This window comes from Bacillus sp. ISL-7 (assembly GCF_018613065.1).
Genome location: NZ_JAGGQW010000034.1, coordinates 115,019 through 140,256, shown reverse-complemented (window position 1 = coordinate 140,256; position 25,238 = coordinate 115,019). Strand labels below are relative to the sequence as shown.

The 25,238-nt window shown below is 38.5% G+C and carries 21 protein-coding genes; all 21 read right to left on the bottom strand.

What is annotated here, in order from left to right:
• Entirely contained in the window at positions 1 to 303 is a 303-nt protein-coding gene (locus J7E66_RS12390; RefSeq protein ID WP_088086391.1) for a YlxQ family RNA-binding protein, read from the bottom strand.
• Between the two features lie 8 nt (positions 304 to 311).
• Complete coding sequence (gene rnpM, locus J7E66_RS12385) at positions 312 to 584, bottom strand: RNase P modulator RnpM (RefSeq protein ID WP_088086390.1); 273 nt, start codon at positions 582 to 584, stop codon at positions 312 to 314.
• A gap of 19 nt (positions 585 to 603) precedes the next feature.
• Positions 604 to 1,725, bottom strand: coding sequence for a transcription termination factor NusA (gene nusA, locus J7E66_RS12380; protein ID WP_215000376.1), 1,122 nt, complete (start codon positions 1,723 to 1,725; stop codon positions 604 to 606).
• A 36-nt stretch (positions 1,726 to 1,761) separates the two neighbouring features.
• Positions 1,762 to 2,232: a ribosome maturation factor RimP gene (rimP, locus tag J7E66_RS12375; RefSeq protein ID WP_098933006.1), complete on the bottom strand. Its 471-nt coding sequence runs from the start codon at positions 2,230 to 2,232 to the stop codon at positions 1,762 to 1,764.
• A 318-nt stretch (positions 2,233 to 2,550) separates the two neighbouring features.
• The gene (locus tag J7E66_RS12370) at positions 2,551 to 6,876 is read right to left on the bottom strand and encodes a PolC-type DNA polymerase III (RefSeq protein WP_215000374.1); all 4,326 of its coding nucleotides are present in this window, start codon (positions 6,874 to 6,876) and stop codon (positions 2,551 to 2,553) included.
• Between the two features lie 185 nt (positions 6,877 to 7,061).
• The gene (rseP, locus tag J7E66_RS12365; protein WP_215000372.1) at positions 7,062 to 8,321 is read right to left on the bottom strand and encodes an RIP metalloprotease RseP; all 1,260 of its coding nucleotides are present in this window, start codon (positions 8,319 to 8,321) and stop codon (positions 7,062 to 7,064) included.
• Between the two features lie 59 nt (positions 8,322 to 8,380).
• Positions 8,381 to 9,523: a 1-deoxy-D-xylulose-5-phosphate reductoisomerase gene (dxr, locus tag J7E66_RS12360; RefSeq protein ID WP_215000370.1), complete on the bottom strand. Its 1,143-nt coding sequence runs from the start codon at positions 9,521 to 9,523 to the stop codon at positions 8,381 to 8,383.
• Between the two features lie 36 nt (positions 9,524 to 9,559).
• Positions 9,560 to 10,354 (bottom strand): phosphatidate cytidylyltransferase, encoded by a 795-nt coding sequence (locus tag J7E66_RS12355; protein WP_215000368.1) that lies wholly within the window; start codon positions 10,352 to 10,354, stop codon positions 9,560 to 9,562.
• A gap of 25 nt (positions 10,355 to 10,379) precedes the next feature.
• Positions 10,380 to 11,156, bottom strand: coding sequence for an undecaprenyl pyrophosphate synthase (locus tag J7E66_RS12350; protein WP_168242774.1), 777 nt, complete (start codon positions 11,154 to 11,156; stop codon positions 10,380 to 10,382).
• 464 nt (positions 11,157 to 11,620) lie between these two features.
• Positions 11,621 to 12,178, bottom strand: a complete 558-nt coding sequence (gene frr, locus J7E66_RS12345) for a ribosome recycling factor (RefSeq protein WP_215000366.1) — start codon at positions 12,176 to 12,178, stop codon at positions 11,621 to 11,623.
• Positions 12,178 to 12,903 carry a UMP kinase gene (gene pyrH / locus J7E66_RS12340; protein ID WP_168242772.1) on the bottom strand — a complete coding sequence of 242 codons (726 nt, stop codon included), beginning with the start codon at positions 12,901 to 12,903 and terminating at the stop codon, positions 12,178 to 12,180. The genes frr and pyrH overlap by 1 nt, the downstream gene beginning before the upstream one ends.
• 126 nt (positions 12,904 to 13,029) lie before the next feature.
• A complete protein-coding gene (gene tsf, locus J7E66_RS12335) occupies positions 13,030 to 13,911 on the bottom strand; it encodes a translation elongation factor Ts (RefSeq protein ID WP_098933009.1) in 882 nt (293 codons plus the stop codon).
• 132 nt (positions 13,912 to 14,043) lie between these two features.
• On the bottom strand, positions 14,044 to 14,748 hold the full coding sequence (gene rpsB, locus J7E66_RS12330) for a 30S ribosomal protein S2 (protein WP_088086379.1): 705 nt from the start codon (positions 14,746 to 14,748) through the stop codon (positions 14,044 to 14,046).
• 196 nt (positions 14,749 to 14,944) lie between these two features.
• Positions 14,945 to 15,724, bottom strand: coding sequence for a GTP-sensing pleiotropic transcriptional regulator CodY (codY, locus tag J7E66_RS12325; protein WP_168242771.1), 780 nt, complete (start codon positions 15,722 to 15,724; stop codon positions 14,945 to 14,947).
• A 122-nt stretch (positions 15,725 to 15,846) separates the two neighbouring features.
• Positions 15,847 to 17,250 (bottom strand): ATP-dependent protease ATPase subunit HslU, encoded by a 1,404-nt coding sequence (gene hslU, locus J7E66_RS12320; RefSeq protein ID WP_215000364.1) that lies wholly within the window; start codon positions 17,248 to 17,250, stop codon positions 15,847 to 15,849.
• Between the two features lie 20 nt (positions 17,251 to 17,270).
• On the bottom strand, positions 17,271 to 17,813 hold the full coding sequence (hslV, locus tag J7E66_RS12315) for an ATP-dependent protease subunit HslV (RefSeq protein ID WP_088086376.1): 543 nt from the start codon (positions 17,811 to 17,813) through the stop codon (positions 17,271 to 17,273).
• Between the two features lie 331 nt (positions 17,814 to 18,144).
• Positions 18,145 to 19,452, bottom strand: coding sequence for an FADH(2)-oxidizing methylenetetrahydrofolate--tRNA-(uracil(54)-C(5))-methyltransferase TrmFO (trmFO, locus tag J7E66_RS12310; protein WP_215000362.1), 1,308 nt, complete (start codon positions 19,450 to 19,452; stop codon positions 18,145 to 18,147).
• A gap of 167 nt (positions 19,453 to 19,619) precedes the next feature.
• A complete protein-coding gene (topA, locus tag J7E66_RS12305) occupies positions 19,620 to 21,698 on the bottom strand; it encodes a type I DNA topoisomerase (RefSeq protein ID WP_215000360.1) in 2,079 nt (692 codons plus the stop codon).
• Between the two features lie 338 nt (positions 21,699 to 22,036).
• Positions 22,037 to 22,924 carry a DNA-processing protein DprA gene (gene dprA / locus J7E66_RS12300; protein WP_215000358.1) on the bottom strand — a complete coding sequence of 296 codons (888 nt, stop codon included), beginning with the start codon at positions 22,922 to 22,924 and terminating at the stop codon, positions 22,037 to 22,039.
• 90 nt (positions 22,925 to 23,014) lie between these two features.
• Positions 23,015 to 23,917, bottom strand: coding sequence for a succinate--CoA ligase subunit alpha (gene sucD, locus J7E66_RS12295; protein WP_215000356.1), 903 nt, complete (start codon positions 23,915 to 23,917; stop codon positions 23,015 to 23,017).
• A 22-nt stretch (positions 23,918 to 23,939) separates the two neighbouring features.
• A complete protein-coding gene (gene sucC / locus J7E66_RS12290; protein WP_215000354.1) occupies positions 23,940 to 25,100 on the bottom strand; it encodes an ADP-forming succinate--CoA ligase subunit beta in 1,161 nt (386 codons plus the stop codon).
• Positions 25,101 to 25,238 lie beyond the last annotated feature (138 nt).

Genomic DNA, 25,238 nt, shown 5'->3' with positions numbered 1-25,238 from the left:
TTAATCGAGCAACGTTACCATTTTTTTGGCAAATCCATCATCCAGAACAGCTACAACAACGCGGGCTTCCTTGCCAATTGCTTGACCAAGAAGATGACGATTTTCCACAATTTTATATGGAACCTCATACGAATTACACTTATCAGTAATCTTTTTTGTCGTATTTGCAGAAGCATCTGCGGATAATAAAATGAGATGCGCCTTTCCGCTTTGAATCTGCTTCACGGTAAGCTCCTCACCTGATATGATTTTGCGTGCTCGATTGGCCAAGCCAAGCAATGACATCCATTGATTTTGTTTCATTTGGATTGTCAATTCTCCTTCTCTATAAGCTCAAGTAGCTCTTCGTATAACGAATCATTTATAGAAACCTGTAAGTGATTAGATAGGGTATTTTTTTTCTTGGCTAGTAAGACAGCTTCCTTGTCCCTTGAAAGGTAAGCACCCCTTCCGGATTTCTTCCCCGTCAGGTCGATGGATACCTCCCCTTCCTTTGAGCGAACGATGCGAACAAGTTCTTTTTTCGGTTTCATATCACCGGTTGCAACACACTTGCGCATAGGAACTTTTTTCTGATTGTTCATTCATCATTCACCTCACTTTTTAGTCCAACTCTTCTTCATAATCGAAATCAGTATCAACTTGATCATCAAAAAGCCTAATGGTTTCTTCACGTGGATAAATTCCATTCTCACGTGCTTCAGTTTCTGATTTAATATCAATTTTCCAGCCTGTTAGTTTTGCTGCTAGGCGGGCATTTTGTCCTCGTTTCCCGATTGCTAATGAAAGCTGATAATCAGGAACTACAACTGTTGTTGCTTTTTCATTCTCGTTAACCATAACATCTAATACTTTTGAGGGACTAAGTGAGTTTGCCACAAACACTACTGGGTCCGCTGACCACTTAACAATATCGATTTTTTCACCCTTTAATTCATTAACAACCGCTTGAACCCTCGCACCCTTAGGTCCAACACAAGACCCAACTGGATCTACCTCATTATTATCCGAGTGGACAGAAATCTTCGAGCGATCCCCTGCCTCACGGGCAACTGACTTAATTTCAACGGTTCCATCATAAATTTCAGGAACTTCAATTTCAAACAAACGTTTTAAGAGACCAGGATGTGTTCGAGATACGAATATTTGCGGCCCCTTGGTGGTCTTTTCAACTTTTGTAATAAATACTTTAATTCGATCATGAGGCTTATAACGTTCATTTGGCATTTGCTCGTTTACAGGTAATAATGCCTCGATTTTCCCGAGACTTACATAAATAAATTTAGAATCGAGTCTTTGAACAATACCAGTCATAATATCTTCTTCACGGTCAATAAATTCCGAATAAATAATTCCGCGTTCTGCTTCTCTTACACGTTGAGTAACCACTTGCTTGGCAGTTTGAGCTGCAATCCGCCCAAAGTCCTTGGGTGTAACTTCCATTTCAACAATATCTTCAACTTGGTAATTTGGTGTGATTTGTCTCGCATCCTCTAAGGAAATTTCGAGACGAGGGTCAAATACTTGATCGACCACTTCTTTTCTAGCAAAAACGCGCATTGATCCTGTCTGTAAATTTAAATCAATCCGAACATTCTGGGCTTGATTAAAATTTCGGCGATATGCCGAAACAAGAGCTGCTTCGATCGCTTCAATTAAAACATCTCTGGAAATACCTTTTTCTCTTTCCAGTATTGTAAGAGCATCTAATAATTCGCTGCTCATCTTTTTGTATCCCCCTATCCTTCATCTATAATTTCATTACGAAAAAGTAACAGCTAATCGCGCGTTGGCTACTTTTTCATAGGGAATTTCAATTGTCTTCTTCCGGGTTTTAATCTTCATTTCGATTTTTAAATGTTGACCATCAAATTCTAATAATGTCCCTTCGAAGCTTTTCTCCCCATCAATCGGTTCATAAGTTTTGATAAAGACACTTTTACCTATTGCCTTTTGGAAATCTTTATCTTTTTTCAATGGACGCTCTGCTCCAGGTGAAGAAACTTCAAGAAAATAGTTATGGGGAATCGGATCAAGCTCATCGAGTTTTTCGCTGAGTTTTTCGCTAACGAGTCCGCAATCCTCAATATCAACACCGTTGTCTTTATCGATATATACGCGAAGAAACCAGCTTTTTCCTTCCTTCACATACTCAATTTCCACTAATTCCAAACCAAGCTCTTGAAAAATAGGCGTAGCCAGCTCTTCTACAACTTCCGTTACCTTGCTCATGCCTTTACCTCCTTTTCCGAAAATTTCACCCATATTGTATGTAGTTCACGGAGAGTTTTATCAAGTTACTAAGAAAAAAGATTTATACAAAAACGAAAGAGCGGGTTTCCCCACTCTTGATCACGAGAGTATTTCTTAGTATTTCCAATAAAACTATACCATAACCAACATTTTAATGCAAATAGCGCCCAAAAGCGGAAGCGCCTTGATCAGGGGCGACCAGCATAAGACAAGCGCTGACAGAAGGCGTTTTTGCCTTCCGAAGAGATTGGCTTATGACTCGTGCCCCTAGGCGCTGGAGCTAGATGATAATCCAAGTTAAAACAGAGAAAGCTGGTTTTGCTCTGGAAGGGATGATAGGCATCCTTGCTTGTCTAAATATTCAAGGATAGTCTTAGATACCTTTCCTCGTTGCTGTAAATCTTCTTTGGATAAAAATTCTCCTGATTCCCTTGCCTTGACAATATTATAGGCCGCATTCGTTCCTAAGCCTGGAATCGAATTAAACGGCGGTATTAAGGTATTACCTTCAATGATGAATTCGGATGATGAAGATTTATATAAATCGTAGTTCTGGAAAACAAAGCCCCTTTCAGTCATTTCAAGTGCTAGTTCCAAAACCGTTAATAAGTTTTTTTCTTTGTTAGATGCTTCTAGCCCTTTTGCATTTATTTCTTCTATTTTTGCACGTATCGATTCTGAACCGCGCGACATTGCTTCAATGTCAAAGTCTTCCGCGCGGACAGTAAAATAAGCGGCGTAATAAAGGAGCGGAAGATGTACCTTGAAATATGCAATTCTAACTGCCATAAGTACATATGCAGCAGCATGGGCCTTTGGGAACATGTATTTAATCTTCTTACAAGAGTCGATATACCATTCTGGAACTTCGTTTTTCCGCATCTCTGCTTCCATTTCTTCGCTTAAGCCTTTACCCTTACGAACTGATTCCATAATTTTAAAAGCAAAGGATGGGTCCAGTCCCTGATAAATAAGGTAGACCATGATATCATCACGACAGCCAATAACTTCACTAAGATTACATGTTTTATTATGGATTAATTCTTGGGCATTCCCAAGCCATACATCGGTACCATGTGATAACCCCGATATTTGAACAAGTTCAGAGAACGTTGTTGGTTTCGTATCCTCAAGCATTTGCCGAACGAAGCGAGTTCCAAACTCTGGAATACCAAGTGTTCCAGTTTTACACATGATCTGCTTTTCTGTTACGCCTAATGACTCGGTCCCGCTAAAGATTTTCATGACTTCAGGATCATCTGTAGGGATTGTTTTCGGATCCATTCCGCTCAGGTCTTGAAGCATCCTAATCACGGTCGGGTCATCATGTCCGAGGATATCTAGCTTCAAGACATTATCATGGATGGAATGGAAATCGAAATGTGTTGTTTTCCATTCTGAATTTCTATCATCTGCCGGGAATTGAATCGGTGAAAAATCATAAACATCCATGTAATCAGGTATAACAATAATACCACCTGGATGTTGACCCGTTGTTCTTTTAACACCCGTACAGCCTGAAGCAAGGCGTTCTACTTCGGCACCACGAAGTTGTAGATTGTTATCCTGTTGATATGCTTTAACATATCCAAAAGCGGTCTTGTCTGCGACTGTACCAATCGTCCCAGCGCGGAATACATTATCCTCACCAAACAGGACCTTTGTATAATTATGGGCCCTCGGCTGGTATTCACCAGAAAAGTTTAAATCGATATCGGGAACTTTGTCCCCTTTGAAACCAAGGAACGTTTCAAACGGAATATCGTGTCCGTCCTTATGGTATTTCCCGCCACATTGCGGGCAATCCTTATCAGGTAAATCAAAACCTGAACCGACAGAACCATCATTAAAAAACTCTGAATGTTTACAGGTTGGACACACATAATGCGGTGGTAGTGGATTTACCTCGGTAATTTCTGTCATTGTTGCTACAAGTGATGAACCAACAGACCCCCTTGAGCCTACAAGGTAACCATCATCCAAGGACTTTTTAACAAGCTTATGAGAAATTAAATAAATAACAGCAAATCCATGCCCAATAATACTTTTCAATTCCTTTTCTAACCTGGCTTCCACAATTTCCGGCAAGGTGTCACCGTAAATTCTCCGCGCCATTGAATAACTCATTTCACGCATTTCTTCATCGGCGCCTTCAATTTTCGGTGTATACAAATCGTCTTTAATTGGTTTAATGACTTCAATCATATCCGCAATTTTATTCGTGTTAGTTACAACAATTTCTTTTGCTTTCTCTTTTCCTAAAAATGAAAAAGCATCAAGCATTTCATTGGTTGTCCTAAAGTGAACATCGGGAAGTTCATGGCGATTTAGCGGGTTAGCTCCACCCTGGGAATTAATTAATATTTTTCGATAAATTTTATCATTTTCATTAAGATAATGGACATTTCCAGTTGCAACAACTGGCAATCCTAATTTATCACCAAGCGTAATGATTTTCGCAATAATATCTTCCATTGCTTTTTCATCGCTCACCAATTCCATTTCAATCAACGGTGCATTTACTTCTTTCGGCATGACTTCAAGATAATCATAAAAACGGGCAGCACCTTCCACTTCCTCTGGGGATTTTTGCATCATCCCTTCAAATACCTCACCTTTATTACAACCGGAGCCAACTAAAATCCCTTCCCTGTATTTTTGCAAAACAGATCTTGGTAATCTAGGAACTCGATAAAAATATTCAAGGTGTGATATAGATACGAGTTTAAAAAGGTTTTTTAATCCCGCTTGTGTTTGGGCTAAAAGTGTACAGTGATAGGGACGTGCCCGTTGGTAGGCATTTCCTTTCCCCATATTATCATTAAACTGGTCATGGTATTCAATTCCTTTTTCGAGGGAATCCTTTAACATTTTCAAAAGTAGATAACCGGTTGCCTCTGCATCATAAATGGCGCGGTGATGTTGGGTTAATTCAATATCAAACTTCTTAGTTAGTGTATTTAAACGATGGTTTTTCATCTCTGGATAGAGAAATCTTCCAAGTTCAAGTGTATCAATAACAGGATTCCTAGCCTTTTCAAAGCCTATTTTTCTATATCCGACATTGAGGAAACCCATATCAAAGGAAGCATTATGGGCTACAAGAACAGCATCACCCGCCCATTCACTAAAATTCCGTAGAACTTCCTCAATTTCTGGAGCGGTTTGGACCATATCATCGGTAATTCCAGTGAGGTTGATTGTTGTTGCCGATAAACGGTGATGAGGATTGGCAAAGGATTCGAAGCGGTCAATGATTTCACCGTCATGTATTTTCACAGCAGCAAGCTCAATAATTGTATTGTACACCGCTGATAGTCCCGTAGTTTCAACGTCAAATACAACATAGGTATCCTCAGCTAGTTGACGATGTGCGTCATTATAGGCAATTGGCACCCCATCATCTACTAAATTTACTTCAACGCCATAGAGAATTTTAATATCATTTTTCTTCCCAGCACCATACGCTTCAGGGAATGATTGTGCAACCGCGTGATCGGTTACTGCAATTGCTTTATGTCCCCATTTTTTTGCCTGTGCAATCAGTGTGCTAACAGGTGTGACTGCATCCATTTGACTCATCGGTGTATGAAGATGGAGTTCTACACGTTTCTGATCTTCGGGTGCAGTATCCTTTCGGCCAACAGGCCTAATTTCATTAATATCATTTCCAATCATCACGAGGTCACGAACAAAGGTATCATTCTGAATGCTGCCTCGAACTTTTACCCACATTCCTTTTTTGACAAGCTGGAACAGGGCTGCATCCTCTTTATCGCGTGAAAACATTTTTACCATAATAGAGCTTGTGTAATCAGTTATTTTGAAGGTCAGTAGGGAACGGCCGCTCCTGAGTTCACGTATTTCCGCATCAAAGATAAACCCTTCTACAGCTATTCGTCTTTCTTCATCACCAATATCAATCAGACTTCGGAAGTCATTATTATCCTTAATGGTAAGACCAATAGTAAGCGGTCCAGATGGAAGATCACCAGATGCCTGATCCTTTTCAGCTTCTTTTCTCTGCAATTCAACCATTGCTTGAAGTCCGCGTTCTTGATCCTCCTTTTGCTTTGCAAGAAGAAATTGTTGATATTCTTCATTTTTCTCGTTACTTTTTATTACTGTCTCAATCGATAAATTGGGAAATCCAAATGATTGATAGATTTTAGCGATCGTCTCGCCATATTTCCGCTTTAGTGCTTGTCCCTCAGTATCATTATGAACTGAAATTGTAAGCTTATTACCGTTCACTTCGGGAAGTTGTTCATGTAATAGTTTTAAAAGCGGCGGAGCAATTCCATCAATTTGCTGAATGCTATAACTCCAATAATCTCGTAATAATTCCGGTGAAATAATTTGATTTGTTACATTTATATGGAAGGAAATCGTTGCAATGTTTGAAAATGTCCGTTCGAGCTGTGACGTAAACATTACATAAACATTATAGGGAAGTATATTTTCGAATAAAAATTGAAAATGCCACTTTCTAGCTTTTTTTTCAACTAATAACCTTTCAATTTGCGCATTGTTGAAATGCACTACAACAGCATCCTCGATCAATTGCAGCTGCTGGAGCAAGAGTTGGAATCGCTCTTTTTTGCCTAGGGCATGTTCGCTCATCGTTCTCTCTCCCATCTATTAAATATCGCTTTTTTTATCTCGTCAAAAAGTAATTATATCATATGACTCAAAATGATTCGGCTTTATTCGACAGAAAAATTTCTCCATTTTAGTTAATTAGTTTTCTTTAAAAATAGAATAGGGACCGTATTTAACGGCCCCCAAAATAAATTAAAGATTACATACTATAAGAAAAACCTTTGAATGTCATTCCAAGTTACAACTAGCATGAGCAGCATTAAGAGGGCGAATCCTATAAAATGAACCATACCTTCTTTTTGACGGTCTATCGGCTTGCCTCTAACAGCTTCGACAGCAAAAAACATTAATCTTCCACCGTCAAGAGCGGGAATAGGTAATAAGTTCATAATACCTAAGTTAATGCTTAAAATCCCTGCCCATTTCATTAAATAATAAATACCCGATTTAGCTACAGAATCTGTTGCTTGGTAAATACCAACAGGACCAGAAAGTGCATCAATTGAAAATTGGCCAGTGACTAATTTACCAACCATTACAAAAATCTGTTTCGTCCAAAAATAGGTTTCTGTGAAACCTGCCTTAATTGCTTGAATAGGAGACTTTTCTACAGGACTATAAACACCAATAAGCCCAATTTTCTTTCCTTCAACCGTTTTTTCAATTGGGGTTACCGTGATATCTAAATCCTTTTTGTCACGGCGAATAGAAAATTCGAGCTTTTCATTTGGATTTTTCCGAATGACCTCCACTACATCAGACCAACTCGAAATTTCTGAACCATTAATCGTCTGGATGAGATCACCTTTTTTAAGACCAGCAGCCATCGCTGCCCCATCAGGAGTTATTTCACCTAACTTAGGTTCATTCGTAGGTACCCCCTGTATAAAAGCAATAATAATAAATAAAATGAATGCAAGTACAAAATTCATCATCGGACCAGCAAAAATAGCCATCGTTCTTTGTCCTAATGTTTTTGATCCGAATTGACGGTCAATTGGAGCAATCTGTGACTCGATTCCATTTTCCACGATGGCTGCTTTTGGGTCAATGATAAAGGTTTTTAATACTTCATCTTCATCTTCAGGAAATCCTTTAATAACTAAATCCTTTTCGATATCAGCATATTCCACTTCAACGATCCGACAATTAGGAAATTTCTCTTTATTATTTAAGATGATTTTATTTACTTTTTCATCCTTATCAAACAACAAGCCAATACGATAACCAGGCTTTATTTCAATCATTTCCGGGTCTTCGCCAGCCATGCGCACAAATCCACCAATCGGAAGTAACCGAATGGTATAGGTTGTCTCCGCTCTTTTATGGGAAAATACTTTTGGGCCAAAACCAATTGCAAATTCACGGCATAAAATACCAGCCCTTTTTGCGAAAATCAAATGACCTAATTCATGAAAGAATACGAGTGCGCCAAAAATCACTATAAAGGCAATAACTGTAGTCAAAATAAAACCACCTTTTTTTCAGGATAAGAGAGATTCTTTTACTTGCGCTTCCGTTTTTCTTACAGGAGTGAATGAACATAATCTCTTGTTTCTTTGTCTATCTCTTGGATGGAAGTTAGGCTAGGGTGTTCCGTGATTTGGTGGGCGGTTAGGGCTTTCTCAATCAAATCTTCAATCTGCAAGAACCGAATTTTCCCTTCTAGAAAAGCTGCCACGGCCACTTCATTCGCTGCATTCAATACCGTTGGCATCGATCCACCTTTTTTCCCAGCCTCATAAGCAAAACCAAGACAGCGGAATCTCGCGGCATCCATTTCCTCGAAATGCAATTTCCCAATCCTTGCCAGATCCAAACGTTTTGATGAAGGCAATGGCAAACGATCAGGATAGGTGAGCGCATATTGAATCGGCACTCTCATATCTGGTGTTCCAAGCTGAGCAATGATACTGCTATCGTGAAACTCAATCATTGAATGGATGATGCTTTCTTTATGAAGCAGTACATCAATTTTTTCATATGGCATATTGAAAAGCCAATGAGCTTCAATTACTTCTAAACCTTTGTTCATCATTGATGCCGAATCAATTGTGATTTTTGCCCCCATCGACCAATTTGGATGGTTTAGTGCTTGCTCCACGGTAACATTTTTCAATTCTTGCCTAGAGAGGTCACGAAAGCTCCCGCCGGAAGCAGTTAGAATTAATCTTTCAATGTTTTTCTCCTTTTCCCCCTGCAAGGCTTGAAAAATGGCAGAATGTTCACTATCGACCGGAAGGAGTGGTACATTATTTCTTTTAGCCGCATCCATAACTAAATGACCTGCAGTAACCAGTGTTTCTTTATTGGCAATAGCGATTATCTTCCCACATTCAATCGCTTGTAAAGTCGGGTTTAACCCCACACTTCCAAGAACTGCGTTGACAAGAATATCGGCTTTTTCATAAACTGCTGTCTCGATTAGTCCTTCCTGACCAAAAGTGAATTTAATATTAGGAAATTCTGCTTTTAATGTATTACAGTCATGATAGTCTTGTACAGAAACAAGCTCAGGCTGAAATTCAACAATCATTTTTCGTGCCAACTCGATATTTTTACCCACAGAAAAGGCTGCTAATGTAAAGTCAGATGGATGCTCACGGATAATATCTAAGGTTTGGGTTCCTATCGATCCGGTTGCACCCAATAAGCTAATGGTTTTCAATAAAAAGTCAACTCCTAAATGTGAAGCGCACGCGCTCTATAACCAAAGGTGAAAAAAATGTAACAAGGGCCAAACAAATAATAGGCTGTCAAATCGATCAAGAATTCCACCATGACCTGGCAAGATTGTACCAGAATCTTTGACATTAAAATGACGCTTAAAGGCTGATTCAACTAAGTCACCAATTTGTCCAAAAACGGAAAGGACGATTGTAATTCCCATTAAAGTTAAAAGACCGACGTTAATGTTTGAGAGGAGTACAAATATGACAGCCACAACAACTGCACAGGCGATTCCGCCAATCGACCCTTCAACTGTCTTATTCGGGCTAATTTCGGGCCATAGCTTTGTTTTACCAAGAGCTTTTCCAATAAAATAAGCACCTGAATCCGTAGCCCAAATCATAAATAAAGAATACAAAATATAGACAAGTCCCCCATCCTGCCTCGTTTCAAAGAAAAAGTAAAAGCCAATACCTACATAAATGGCTGATAGGATAGAAAAAGAAACGTCTTCAAATGTAAATTGATTTTTGGTAATAACGGTGTAAGTTAATAACAAAAGAATTAATGCAATACATATCTCTATTTTTGAATAATAAAAGGAATCGAATATGGGATAATATTTTTCAGGAAAGAGCAACACCCACAGAAATAAAAGTGCTAACACACCATTAACCGAAAAAATAGTAAGTTTTTTCATTTTTAATAACTCATACAAGCCGATTGTCGCTAAAAAGTAGGTTAATATTACAAGTGGAAATCCACCATAATAGACAATTGGTAAAAATAGTGCAGCTGCAATGACTCCTGTTATGATTCTTTGCTTCATCTAATATTTCAACACCTTTGTTGTTCTATATGCCACCAAACCGACGCTGCCGATTCTGGAACGTTTCAATTGCTTCAAGTAAATGTTCTTCATTAAAGTCTGGCCATAAGACATCTGTAAACCAAAACTCTGAGTAAGCCAACTGCCAAAGCATAAAGTTACTCAAGCGGATTTCACCACTAGTACGGATTAAAAGATCTGGGTCTGTAAAATTAGCAGTCATTAAGTAGGAGGAAAAGACCTTTTCGTCTAACTCCGTCTCGTTTAGTTTACCACTTTTGCTGTCATTTAAGACTTGCTTCACAGCATCAAGAATCTCAGCTCTGCTCCCGTAATTTAATGCAAAGTTTAATACTAATCCATCATTATTTTTTGTTTCTTCTATAGCTTTTTCTATTGCACGCAGTGTATGTACTGGAAGTTGATTTTTATAACCCATCATTTTCACTTGAACATTTTCCTCAATTAAATCCGGCAAAAATGTTCCTAAAAATTCATCAGGCAAACTCATAATATATTCGACTTCATTTTTTGGCCTTTTCCAATTCTCAGTTGAAAAAGCATACAATGTTAAGGTTTTAATGCCAAGCTCATTTGCTAATTTCGTTGTTTTCCGAACAACCTTCATGCCCTCATGGTGACCAGCAATACGTGGTAATGCCCGTTTCTTAGCCCAACGTCCGTTGCCATCCATAATAATTGCCACATGCTCAGGAACAGGCGATTTTTTTATTTCCTCTATTTTATTTCGGAGTGTGGAAGTGTTATTTCGGTTCTTCCCAAGCCTTAATTTATTAAACATAACATTGCTCCTCCAATTAGTTAATCATTTCCTCCGAAAATTAAATCATATATCAATTCCATTGAAGCATGTGTGTTGTTATGTAATGGACATTTCGGGGTAGCATGTTTTTATCATACCAAAAAAGCAAAAAGATATCTCTAATATTTAACTTATGTAAAAAAACAGAGATTAAGAATAATGTTCAGACAACTTTAGGGAACAATCAAATATCCCCAAAATACATAATAAAATAGTGAAAAACCCCCTAAACAGAGGGTTCTTATTTATTAATTAGGCTGTGTTAAATTTGTCTGTTGATTTCCGCTCCATGCGCTTCGCTTTCCGCGGGCGTGCCGGGGAGCCTCCTCGGCGCTACGCGCCTGTGGGGTCTCCCCTGCCCCGTACTCCCGCAGGAGTCTCGCGCATTCCGCTCCAATCAACAGAGTTTTAAAATCAACATTTAGTTTTAACACAGCCATTAATTAAACTTCCAAAATTTCCTTTTCTTTGTCTTTTGTAATTTGATCAACTTTACTAATAAATTCGTCGGTAAGTTTTTGGATATCCTCCGAATGACCGCGAAGACTATCCTCAGTAATTTCACCATTCTTCTCAAGCTTCTTTAATTCGTCATTACCATCTCGACGGATATTACGGATAGCTACCTTCGCTTCTTCTGATTCCTTTTTGACCAATTTTACTAACTCCTTGCGGCGCTCCTCAGTCAATTGTGGAATAGCAAGACGGATTACCATTCCGTCGTTGGTAGGATTTAATCCTAAATCAGATTTAAGAATTGCTTTTTCAATATCCCCAAGGGTGGATTTATCATATGGTTGAATAACAATAAGCCTAGCTTCAGGTGTTGAAATTCCAGCCATTTGGTTTACAGGTGTTGGTGCACCATAATAATCAATTGTAATTCTGTCCAATAACGAAGCGCTTGCTCTCCCCGCACGGATGCTGGCAAGCTCACGCGAATATGACTGAATCGCTTTTGTCATACGATCTTTAATGGTAGAGATGACTTGTTTTGGCATTAATGTTTCCCCCTAACAATTGTTCCTATTTTTTCCCCCATAACGGCTCGTTTAATATTCCCCTGCTCCATAATCGAGAAAACAATCAATGGAATATCATTGTCCATGCATAAGGAGGAGGCAGTAGAGTCCATAACTGCTAATCCTTCTTTAAGAACATCTAAGAAAGACAAATCTTCATATTTAGTAGCATTTGCATCTAATCGAGGGTCTGCAGAATACACTCCATCGACATTATTCTTTGCCATTAAGATTACTTCAGCATCGATTTCCGCTGCTCGGAGTGCAGCGGTTGTATCCGTTGAGAAATATGGATTTCCTGTACCCGCCGCAAAAATGACTACCCGTTTTTTTTCTAAATGCCTAATTGCACGGCGTCGAATATAAGGCTCAGCCACCTGGCGCATTTCAATAGAGGTTTGCACCCGTGATTCAATTCCTAAGTGCTCCAAACTATCTTGCAGTGCTAAAGAATTCATAACCGTTGCAAGCATCCCCATATAATCTGCAGTTGCCCGGTCCATACCCATTTCACTGCCAATTTTTCCGCGCCAAATGTTACCGCCACCGACAACGACAGCAACTTCTACACCAAGCTCTGCTATTTCTTTAACTTGAATGGCAATCGATTTGATCACAGAAGGTTTAATTCCAAAGCTCGATTCACCTGCAAGTGCTTCTCCGCTCAACTTTAATACTACGCGTTTGTACTTAGGACCGCTCATATAAACCTCCATTATGTAATTAATTCTTTTTAAAAAAGGGAACACACCGTGTCCCCTATTTAAAAACCTATTTCATTAACATTCCCTTAAAACTATTTTGTTTTTATGCTAGAGAATAGTTTTTGATTATTTTTTAATTTGATTCATAACTTCTTCAGCAAAGTTATCTTCACGTTTTTCGATACCTTCTCCGACTTCGTAACGGACGAACTCACGGACTGTAGCACCCTTAGATTCAACAAACTGACGTACTTTTTGATCAGGGTTTTTAACGAAAGTTTGATCAAGTACACAAACATCTTCAAAATATTTTCCAAGACGGCCTTCAACCATTTTTTCAACGATTTTTGCAGGCTTGCCTTCGTTAAGTGCTTGTTGTGTTAATACTTGACGCTCATGCTCAACTTCTTCTTGAGAAACTTCGTCACGAGAAACATATTTTGGTTTTAGTGCAGCAATATGCATTGAAACATCCTTCGCAGCATCCGCATCTGTTGTACCTTCAAGTACTGATAGGACTGAAATGCGGCCACCCATATGAATATATGCTCCAAATGCATCATTGTCTGTTTTTGATGTAACAGAAAAGCGGCGAAGTGTTAATTTTTCACCAATCTTAGCAATAGATGCATTGATATGATCTGCAACAGTTGCACCATTTTCCATCGTTTGAGCAGATGCTTCTTCAACAGTTGCAGGCTTGTTCTTTAGAAGATGTGCAGCTAGATCTTTTACAAGAGCTTGGAACGCTTCATTCTTCGCAACAAAGTCAGTTTCAGAGTTTACTTCTAGAATAACTGCATCGTTACCTTCAGTTACAACATAAGTTAAACCTTCTGCAGCAATACGGTCACCCTTCTTAGCAGCAGATGCAATCCCTTTTTCGCGTAAGAAATCAATTGCTTTGTCCATATCTCCATCAGTTTCAGTTAGTGCTTTTTTACAATCCAACATACCTGCACCAGTTTTTTCACGTAGTTCTTTAACCATTTGAGCAGTAATTGCCATAATGTAAATTCCTCCTTTATTTTACTATGTATCCATATCTTAGCCAATGACAGCTATTCTAAAACTTTCCAATAAAAACCTTCTTTAAAAAAAGGTGATAAAGGGTCTCCCTCTTATCACCTTTTGATTTAATTAAGCCTGAACTTGTACTTCTTCACCTTGTTTAGCTTCAAGGATAGCATCTGCCATTTTACCTGTTAAAAGCTTAACCGCACGAATCGCATCGTCATTCGCAGGAATAACTACATCGATTTCGTCTGGATCACAGTTTGTATCAACAATACCTACGATAGGAATGTTCAATTTCTTAGCTTCTGCAACCGCGATACGCTCTTTACGAGGGTCAATAATGAAAAGTGCATCTGGAAGTTGTTTCATATCTTTGATGCCGCCTAAGAATTTCTCTAGACGCTCTTGTTGTTTCTTTAATTGAACAACCTCTTTTTTAGGTAATACTTCAAAAGTTCCGTCTTCAGACATTCTTTCGATATCTTTTAAGCGGCCAATACGCTTTTGAATTGTTTCAAAGTTTGTTAAAGTACCACCTAACCAGCGTTGGTTAACATAGTACATACCAGAACGGCCCGCTTCTTCTTTAACAGAATCTTGAGCTTGTTTTTTTGTACCAACAAAAAGAACTGTTCCGCCGTTACCAGCAAGTTCCTTTACCCAGTTATAAGCTTCTTCAACTTTTTTAACTGTTTTTTGAAGGTCAATGATATAGATACCGTTACGCTCTGTGAAGATATATTTCTTCATTTTAGGGTTCCAACGGCGAGTTTGGTGTCCGAAGTGTACACCAGCTTCAAGCAATTGCTTCATAGAAATGACTGACATGATTTTTCCTCCTAATGGTTTGTTTTCCTCCGCTCACCTCATCTTTAAACAGAAACTGTTATGAACAGCACCATCTGAATAAATCAATGAGCGTGTGTATTAACACCATGAAATAATATAGCATATGTAATAATAACAATCAAGCATTAGTTTAATAAAAAAACAAAATCCCCAGTTAGCTGGGGATTAGTTATGATTAATTTGATCTTAATTTATCAAGTTCCATCAGAAACTTATCATTTAAAACTTTGATATATGTTCCTTTCATCCCTAGGGAACGTGATTCAATTACCCCTGCACTTTCAAGTTTTCTTAGTGCATTAACGATAACAGAACGAGTAATACCAACACGATCAGCTATTTTCGAAGCAACCAATAAGCCTTCACGGCCATTTAATTCTTCAAAGATATGTTCAATCGCTTCAAGTTCACTATATGATAATGAACTAATAGCCATTTGAACCACTGCTTTGCTTCTAGCTTCTTCTTCAATTTCTTCAGACTTTTCTCGTAAAATCTCCATACCTACAACTGTTGCACCATATTCTGCAAGGATTAGATCATCATCGTGGAACTTTTCTTGTAATCTTGCAAGAATTAACGTGCCAAGGCGTTCCCCGCCGCCAATAATTGGAACAATCGTAGTTAAACCTTCTTTAAATAAATCTCTGTTTTCTATTGGAAAAGCAGTATATTGGCTTTCAATATCAAGATTTGATGAGGTTTCTTGAATATTAAATAAACCATTTGTATATTCCTCAGGGAATTGACGATCCTCAAACATCTTTTTCATTCTTTCATTTTCAATTTGCTGATGAATAGAGAACCCTAAAAGTTTACCACGACGGCTAACAATATACACATTTGCTTCAATCGTTTCACTTAAAGTGACCGACATTTCCTTAAAGTTAACTGGCTTTCCTGCTGCTTTTTGTAATAAAACATTAATTTTTCTCGTTTTTGTAAGTAAATCCATCTGTTTCTTCCTCCTAATAACTACAACCATTATTAAATTATTAATTAATCTTCAAATACTACATTTTAGGGTATTTAAAAAATGAACATTTCTTCATACATGAGATTATCAGACGTTCATTTTTATAAGATAAACTGACTTAAATCTTTATTTTTCGAAATAGCACCAAGTTTATCGTCGACATACTGTGGTGTAATTGTTATCTTCTCCATCGAAATTTCTGGAGCTTCAAAAGATAAGTCTTCTAAAAGCTTTTCGAGAATCGTATGAAGACGTCTTGCACCAATATTGTCTGTATTTTGATTCACTTCAAATGCAACTTCGGCTATTCTACGAATAGCATCGTCAGAAAATTCAATTTGTATACCTTCTGTTTCCAATAATGCCTGATATTGCTTAATAAGGGCATTATCTGGTTCGATTAAGATTCTGAAGAAATCTTCCACAGTTAGCTTTGTTAGTTCTACACGAATTGGGAAACGCCCTTGAAGTTCTGGAATTAAATCGGAAGGTTTCGCCATGTGAAATGCTCCAGCAGCAATAAATAATACATGGTCTGTTTTTACTGACCCATATTTGGTCACTACTGTTGAACCTTCAACTATAGGCAAAATATCTCTTTGGACCCCTTCTCTGGATACATCTGCAGATGAGCCTCCCGAATTTTTACTAGCGATTTTATCAATTTCATCGATAAAAATAATACCAGCTTGTTCCGCACGATAAACGGCCTCAGAATTTACTTCATCCATATCAATAAGCTTAGAAGCCTCTTCACTTGTCAGCACCTTGCGAGCTTCACGGACAGTCAATTTTCGCTTTTTGCGTTTTTTTGGCATAAAGCTGCTTAGGGCATCCTGCATATTCATTCCCATTTGTTCAATCCCTGAGCCTTGCAGCATATCAAACATGGATGGAGCTTGCTCATCTACTTCAACCGTAACGATTTCATCCTCTAGTTGACCAAGTGCTAATTTCTCTTTGACAATTTTTCGTTTTTCAGTAATCGAATAATCCTCTTGATGTGTTTCTGGCTCAGTTGATGTATTCCCGCCTCCAAATAACATTTCTAGCGGGTTTTTATAGTTACTCGTTTTTTTGGCTGATGGCACAAGCAAATCAACTAGCCTGTTGTTGGCATTCTCTTCTGCACGTTCCTTTACACTTTGCATCCGTTCCTCTTTTACTAAACGAACAGAGGTTTCAGCAAGATCTCTAACCATGGATTCTACATCTCGCCCGACATAGCCTACTTCAGTAAACTTAGTAGCTTCCACCTTAATAAAAGGGGCACCCACAATTTTGGCAATCCTTCTGGCAATTTCCGTTTTCCCAACTCCAGTCGGACCTATCATCAATATATTTTTGGGGATAATTTCATCCCTAAGTTTTTCATTTAACAATCCTCTTCTGTAGCGATTTCTTAAGGCAACAGCAACCGCTTTCTTAGCATCCTTTTGTCCAATAATATATTGATCAAGTTTTTCAACAATTTGACGAGGGGTTAAATTAGTTGTTTTTCCCATGATAATTAGTCTCCTTCCCGTTATAGCTCTTCAACAATAATGTTATGGTTCGTATAGACACATATTTCAGCTGCTATTTCTAAAGAAGCTTTTGCTATTTCCTTTGCAGATAAATGGTCTCCTGAGTATTTCTTTAGAGCACGTCCAGCAGATAATGCATAATTTCCACCTGAACCAATCGCAAGAATTCCATCGTCAGGTTCAATTACTTCTCCCGTTCCTGAAACAAGTAGCAAATATTCACGATTCATAACAATTAGCATCGCTTCAAGCTTCCTGAGCACTTTGTCACTTCGCCACTCTTTGGCAAGCTCAACAGCAGCTCTTTGAAGGTTTCCGTTAAATTCTTCTAATTTTCCCTCGAACAGTTCGAAAAGAGTAAAAGCATCTGCAACAGAACCTGCAAAACCTGCTAATACCTTTCCATTAAATATCTTTCTTACTTTTCTCGCTGTGTGCTTCATCACTACCGCATTACCAAATGTCACTTGTCCATCACCTGACATAGAATATTCACCATTATGATGAATTGCAAAAATCGTTGTCGCATGAAATTGGTTCATTAAGATGAGCCTCCCTTTGGAGTGATTTCTATTCACATTACTTCGCAGATAAGTATGTAACAGGTGAACTACCATATACATGAAAGTTATGAAAACTGACTATGTTAACTAGAATATTTGACATCATTACTTTATGGGTTATTTCAACCATGAAGATAAGAAATTTTACTGATGTCATGTTGATTAGGATTCAAGTGTATATTTTGAGTAATTAAAATCTATTTGTAAATACTCAATAATTAACTTTAAAAAAACATTCACATTTATCATAATATTCACCTCGCAAGGGCTACTAAATCGTAACATACTTCGTATCCCCTTGCAATAAACTTTACAAAACTTTCACAAAGTTCTGAATTGTTTCTAACGCTCTATTTGCGTGTTCTAAATTCCTCTCCTGCTTTCCTTTAATTCTTACCGGCAGCTCTGGAAATAAACCAAAGTTAGCATTCATTGGCTGAAAATTTTTAGCGTTCGTCGTAGTAATATATCGGGCCATGCTTCCAATCGCGGTCTCTTCAGGAAATTCAAGTGGCTCCATTCCTTGTATTAAACGCGTTGCATTTATACCAGCAACTAAACCGCTAGCAGCAGATTCTACGTATCCTTCAACGCCAGTCATTTGACCAGCAAAAAATAAATCTTCACGATTACGGAATTGGTAAGTTGCTTTTAGTACCTTGGGAGAATTGATAAATGTATTCCGGTGCATCACACCATATCGAATAATTTCTGCATTTTCTAACCCCGGTATTAATTGTATAACTTCCTTTTGCGCACCCCACTTTAAATGTGTCTGAAAACCGACAATATTAAAAAGTGTGCCCGCGGCATCATCTTGACGGAGTTGTACTACGGCAAAAGGACGTTTTCCTGTTTTGGGATCCTCTAAACCAACTGGTTTTAACGGACCGAAAAGCATTGTTTTCTTTCCCCGTGACGCCATCACTTCAATTGGCATGCACCCTTCGAAAAAGACTTCCTTTTCAAATTCCTTTACTGGAACAGTTTCAGCGGATATAAGCGCTTCATAGAAACGGTTAAATTCTTCTTCAGTCATTGGACAGTTAAGATAGGCAGCTTCCCCTTTATCATAGCGGGATTTTAAATAAACTTTCTCTAGGTCTATGCTTTCCTTTTCAAGTATCGGTGCTGCAGCATCATAAAAATAAAGGTAATCCTCACCGGTTAGCCCTTTGAGCTGCTCTGAAAGGTCTGGACTTGTCAGCGGCCCCGTTGCAATGATTGTTGTTCCCTCTGGAATTTCAGTTACTTCTTCATTAATAACCGTAACATTTTCATGGTTTTTAACCAAATTTGTTACTTTGGCGGCAAATTCATGACGATCAACAGCTAACGCACCGCCTGCTGGAACAGAACAAGCATCCGCTGCAGCGATAATAACGGAATCAAGCTTTCGCATTTCTTCCTTTAACACCCCTACTGCATTTGTTAGTGTGTTGGCACGTAATGAATTACTACAAACTAATTCTGCAAATTTATCTGTATGGTGTGCAGGTGTTTGCTTCACTGGCCGCATCTCATATAAGCGAACTTTTACTCCACGCTTCGCAATCTGCCATGCGGCTTCACTTCCAGCTAATCCCGCACCGATTACGTTAATTGTGACATCTTTCATTTAGAATCCTCCTAATAGATACCATGGTTTTATGTAAATAAAAGGTAGTGCACGTACCTATCAATACTTTTCCCACTTTTAAGTCCATCTTGCATTGTACTATACGAATGGAAAAGAAAAAAGTTTTATGCAAATAACGAAGAGAGTGGACTATGCCCACTCTCACTTTAACTTTGCGGTTCTTCCTTGTAATCACAATTAACGCATTGAACTTGAACACCTTTTTTTAATTTCTTTTCAACAAGCAGCCCTTCACATTTTGGGCATTCCCTTGGTAATGGTTTATCCCAAGAGATAAACTCACATTCAGGGTATTGTGTACAACCGTAAAAGAGTCGCTTTTTCTTACTTTTACGCTCAATGATCTGTCCTTCTTTACAATTAGGGCAGGTAACACCGATTTCTTTAACAATCGGTTTTGTATTTCGGCAATCTGGAAAATTGCTGCAAGCCATAAATTTTCCGTAGCGACCCATTTTAAAAACCATAGGGTTTCCACAATTCTCACAGTCTTCACCAGCTGGTTCATCTTTGATTTCAACAGACTGCATTTCTTCTTCTGCTTTTTTTAAATGAATTTCAAAATCTTGATAAAACTCATCGATAATATTGACCCAAGGTACTTTTCCATCTTCGATATTATCTAAGCCCTGTTCCATTTTCGCTGTAAATTCGACATCTAGAATATCTGGAAAAAACTCTAAAATCAACTCATCGATAATTTCACCGAGCTCGGTTGGAATAAATCTTTTATTATCGAGTGCCACATAGCCCCGCTTTTGAATCGTGTCAAGGGTTGGTGCGTATGTAGACGGGCGACCAATACCAAGCTCTTCAAGTGTCTTAACAAGTCTTGCCTCCGTGTACCTTGGCGGTGGCTGAGTGAAATGCTGCTTTGGCTCGATATCCTTTTTAAACACTTCATCCCCTTCCTTAAGGTCAGGAAGCATTCTGTCTTTTTCATCCACTTGGTCATCTGATCCCTCAACATAAAGCTTCATGAAACCAGGAAACTTAATTTTTGAGCCATTTGCTCGGAAAAGGACATTGCCATTTTGTAAATCTACGCTCATTGTATCCATGACGGCCTGAGCCATTTGACTAGCTAAAAACCGATCCCAGATTAATTTATATAATCGGAGTTGGTCTCTTGATAAAAATGTTTTTAAACTATTGGGATCCCTTAAAGTACTGGTTGGTCGAATCCCTTCATGTGCATCTTGGGCATTCGATTGCTTTTTCTCTTTTCTTTGTTCATCTTTTAAATAATCTTCACCATATTCTGAGCGGATGTAGTTAGCCGCCTCTGTTTGAGCAACTTCAGAAATCCGTGTTGAATCCGTTCTCATATATGTAATAAGACCAACCGTACCCTCTTTGCCAAGCTCAATCCCTTCATAAAGCTGCTGTGCGAGCATCATCGTTTTCTTTGCTCGGAAGTTAAGCTTTCTGGCTGCTTCTTGTTGCAATGATGATGTAATGAAGGGCGGTGCCGGATTCCTCTTTCTTTCTTTTTTGGTAACAGATACAACTTTGAATTTATTATCATCCATTTGTTTTAAAATGGTTTGGACATCTTGTTCAGATTTCAGTTCAAATTTTTGTTTGTCAGCTAAAGAAAAATATTGGGCACTAAAATGGTCTTTCCCCTTTAAAAATTCTCCATCAATCGTCCAATATTCTTCAGGGACAAAGGCTTTAATTTCCTTTTCCCTAACAATAATTAAATGGACGGCAACAGATTGAACTCTGCCTGCACTTAAACCTTTCTTTACCTTCTTCCAGAGCAACGGGCTGATATTATACCCAACAAGACGGTCAAGAATCCTACGAGCCTGCTGAGCATCCACCAAATCCATATTAATTGGCCGAGGATGTTTAAACGACTCTTTTATCGCATCTTTTGTGATTTCATTAAAAACCACCCGGCAATCTGAATTAATATCGACAGATAGACTATGGGCTAAATGCCATGCAATTGCTTCCCCTTCGCGATCCGGGTCAGCCGCCAGATAGATTTTTTTTGCTTTTTTTGCCGCTGTTTTCAAGTCTTTTAAAACAGGACCTTTTCCGCGGATTGTAATATATTTTGGTTCATAGCTATTTTCTACATTGACCCCCATTTGGCTCCGTGGCAAATCGCGAATATGTCCCATTGATGCTTTTACTTTATATTTATTCCCTAAATATCGTTCGATCGTTTTCGCTTTTGCTGGCGATTCAACGATTACAAGAAAATCTGCCATTTAAAAATCCTCCTTAAGAGGGAAAGTGTAGAAGCGCCCCGAATCTGGCAAATGCTGTTTCTAAGGTGCTAATCATTTGAGAAGCTTTCCTAAATTCCAGTTTTACCTAATTAGACCGGAGAAAATACTTTACAAAACTGCCCTATCCCAAGTTTTTCTTTATATATTAATATGAATATTATTTATTCCATTTCCAAATATTCTTTTTTTCGAACATCTGTTGGAAAATGTATAACAAATTAGAAAATAATGCAACCTTTTTTAGCTAAATTCTCCGTTTATTCATAAAAACCTTCAAAATTAACGATTTTTAAGCAAAATTTCTTTAGATAAGAGTCTTATCTAATTTCCTCTAAAATATCCTCTGCACCGGTTACAAGTTTAGCCCCTTGTTGAATTAATTCATTGGCCCCGATAGAATATGGATTAAAAATGCTTCCAGGCAAGGAAAATACATCTCTTCCTTCATTTACTGCAAAATTCGCCGTGATGAGTGACCCGCTTTTTCGTTTTGCTTCTATAATAAATGTCCCTTTTGACAAACCGCTAATAATTCGATTTCTTGATGGAAAATGCCATCTAAGCGGCTTAGTATCTGGAGGGTATTCCGAAAGAACTAGCTGGTTTTTCATCATTTCAAGGGCTAAGCTCGTATTTTCCTTTGGATAGATATGATAGAAACCACCAGCAATCACAGCTATTGTTTTTCCTCCATTTTTTATTGCATATTCATGTGCGAGGGCATCAATTCCCCGTGCTAAGCCGCTAACAATTAGAACACCTTTGTCAATTAAACCTGGAAAAATCAACCGAATTGCATTTTTCCCATATTGAGTCGCTTGCCGTGAACCAACAACCGCAAGTTTGGGGTCTGTTTCAAGTAGCGAGAGATCACCCTTGGTAAATAGTGCCCATGGAGGCTGATATATTTCTTTTAATAATGGTGGATATTCCTTATCTAAAATAGTAATGACTGTAATCTCATTTGTTTTGTATTGACGAATTTGATCGCGAATAATGTCAGGATGAAGAGGTACGCTAGAAGACTTTTCTGAAGGGTTATTGGTGGTAGTGGGTGGAAATAAGCATGTTTGCTGAGGGGATTGCTTTTGTAACTGATATAATTTCTGTAGTGTCGGGTCTTTTTTTAGCATTTGTAAAACGGTGTTCCAGGAGATATTGGGGTAATGCAGCAAGGAAATAAGTTTTTCTTTGAATTCATCCATTTAACTATTTGCCTCCCTATAGATATAAAATTAGAATAAATAGCCCCTCGTTTTTGAGGGACTATCTGAAATTATCTAGTTGCACAATTATTAGTGGGTTTTACACTTTTCGTACAAACCTTGTTCTTTTAATACTTCAATTAATGTGTCACCCATCACAGATGGAGTGTCAGCTACTTTAATACCGCATTCGTTCATAACGCGGATTTTTTCATCTGCAGTACCTTTACCACCTGAAATAATCGCACCTGCGTGTCCCATACGTTTTCCTGGAGGCGCTGTACGTCCACCGATGAAGCCAACAACAGGCTTGGTCATGTTTGCTTTAACCCACTCAGCTGCTTCTTCTTCGGCAGTACCGCCGATTTCACCAATCATAATTACAGCATATGTTTCAGGATCTTCATTAAATGCTTTTAATACATCGATGAAGTTTGTTCCGTTAACAGGGTCGCCGCCGATACCAACAGCAGTAGTTTGGCCTAATCCGGCTTGTGTTAATTGGTGAACCGCTTCGTATGTTAATGTTCCAGAGCGTGATACAACACCTACATGGCCTTTTGTATGGATATAACCAGGCATGATGCCGATTTTACACTCATCAGCTGTAATAACACCAGGACAGTTTGGACCGACTAAGCGAGTCTTTTTACCTTCCATATAACGCTTAACTTTAACCATATCCAATACTGGAATATGTTCAGTGATACAGATAGCAAGATCCAATTCTGCATCAACCGCTTCGATAATCGCATCTGCAGCAAATGGTGCCGGTACATAAATAACGGATGCAGTTGCACCAGTTGCGCTAACAGCATCTTTAACCGTGTTAAAAACAGGAACTCCTTCTACTTCTAACCCGCCTTTTCCTGGAGAGGTACCGCCAACAATCTGTGTACCATATTCAAGCATTTGCTTTGTATGAAACAGGGCTGTTGATCCTGTAATCCCTTGAACAATAACCTTTGTATCTTTATTAATAAAAACGCTCACGTTAATTCCCCTTTCTTCGATCCTATTTCACTAATGAAACGATTTTTTGTGCGCCGTCAGCCATGGATTCAGCAGCAATAATGTCTACACTTGACTCTGATAGGATTTTCTTACCTAAGTCAACATTTGTTCCCTCTAAGCGAACAACAAGCGGAACACTAAGTCCAACCTGCTTAGCTGCTTCTACTACACCCTCAGCAATAACATCACACTTCATGATTCCACCAAAGATATTGACGAAAATACCTTTTACGTTTGGATCAGAAAGGATAATTTTGAATGCCTCTGTAACCTTTTCAGCTGTCGCGCCGCCCCCAACATCAAGGAAGTTTGCGGGATCGCCGCCGTAATGTTTAATTATATCCATCGTTGACATGGCAAGTCCTGCACCATTAACCATACAGCCAATGTTTCCATCTAAAGCAACGTAGCTTAAATCATATTTAGATGCTTCAATTTCCTTTGCATCCTCTTCTTCAAGGTCACGGTACTCTAGTACATCTTTCTGACGATATAGGGCATTTGAGTCAAAGTTTAATTTTGCATCAAGAGCCATTACCTTACCGTCACCTGTAACAACGAGCGGATTAATTTCTGCAATCGAGCAATCTTTCTCGATATAAGCATTATACAAAGCGGTCATAAATTTTACAGCTTGATTAATTAATTCTTTTGGAATATTAATATTGAACGCAATTCGGCGAGCTTGGAATGGCTGTAATCCGACGACCGGATCAATTTCTTCTTTAAAAATTTTCTCTGGAGTCTTTTCAGCAACCTCTTCAATTTCCGTTCCGCCTTCTTCAGATGCCATTAGGACAACACGTGAAGTAGCACGGTCTAATACTAAACCAACATAATATTCTTTTTTGATGTCACAGCCTTCTTCAATAAGCAGGCGCTTGACTTCTTTTCCTTCAGGACCTGTTTGGTGTGTTACAAGTGTTTTGCCGAGGATTTCGCTTGCATATGTACGAACCTCTTCAAGATTTTTCGCAACTTTAACACCACCGGCTTTCCCCCGTCCACCAGCATGGATTTGTGCTTTTACCACACAAACCTGTGTGCCTAGTTCTTTTGCTGCTTCCACTGCTTCTTCTACAGTGAATGCTACTTTTCCATTCGGAACTACTACCCCGTATTTTCTGAGGATCTCTTTCCCTTGATACTCATGGATATTCATTTCCCATCCTCCTATTCAAACTCTTCTAAAAACTGACTCCGTTTTCATTTTATATAATGACAGTTACCTTGTCTACCATTATGCTAAAAAATTATATACGTCTTTAAAACATTCAGAATAATCAATCGTTTATTTCGG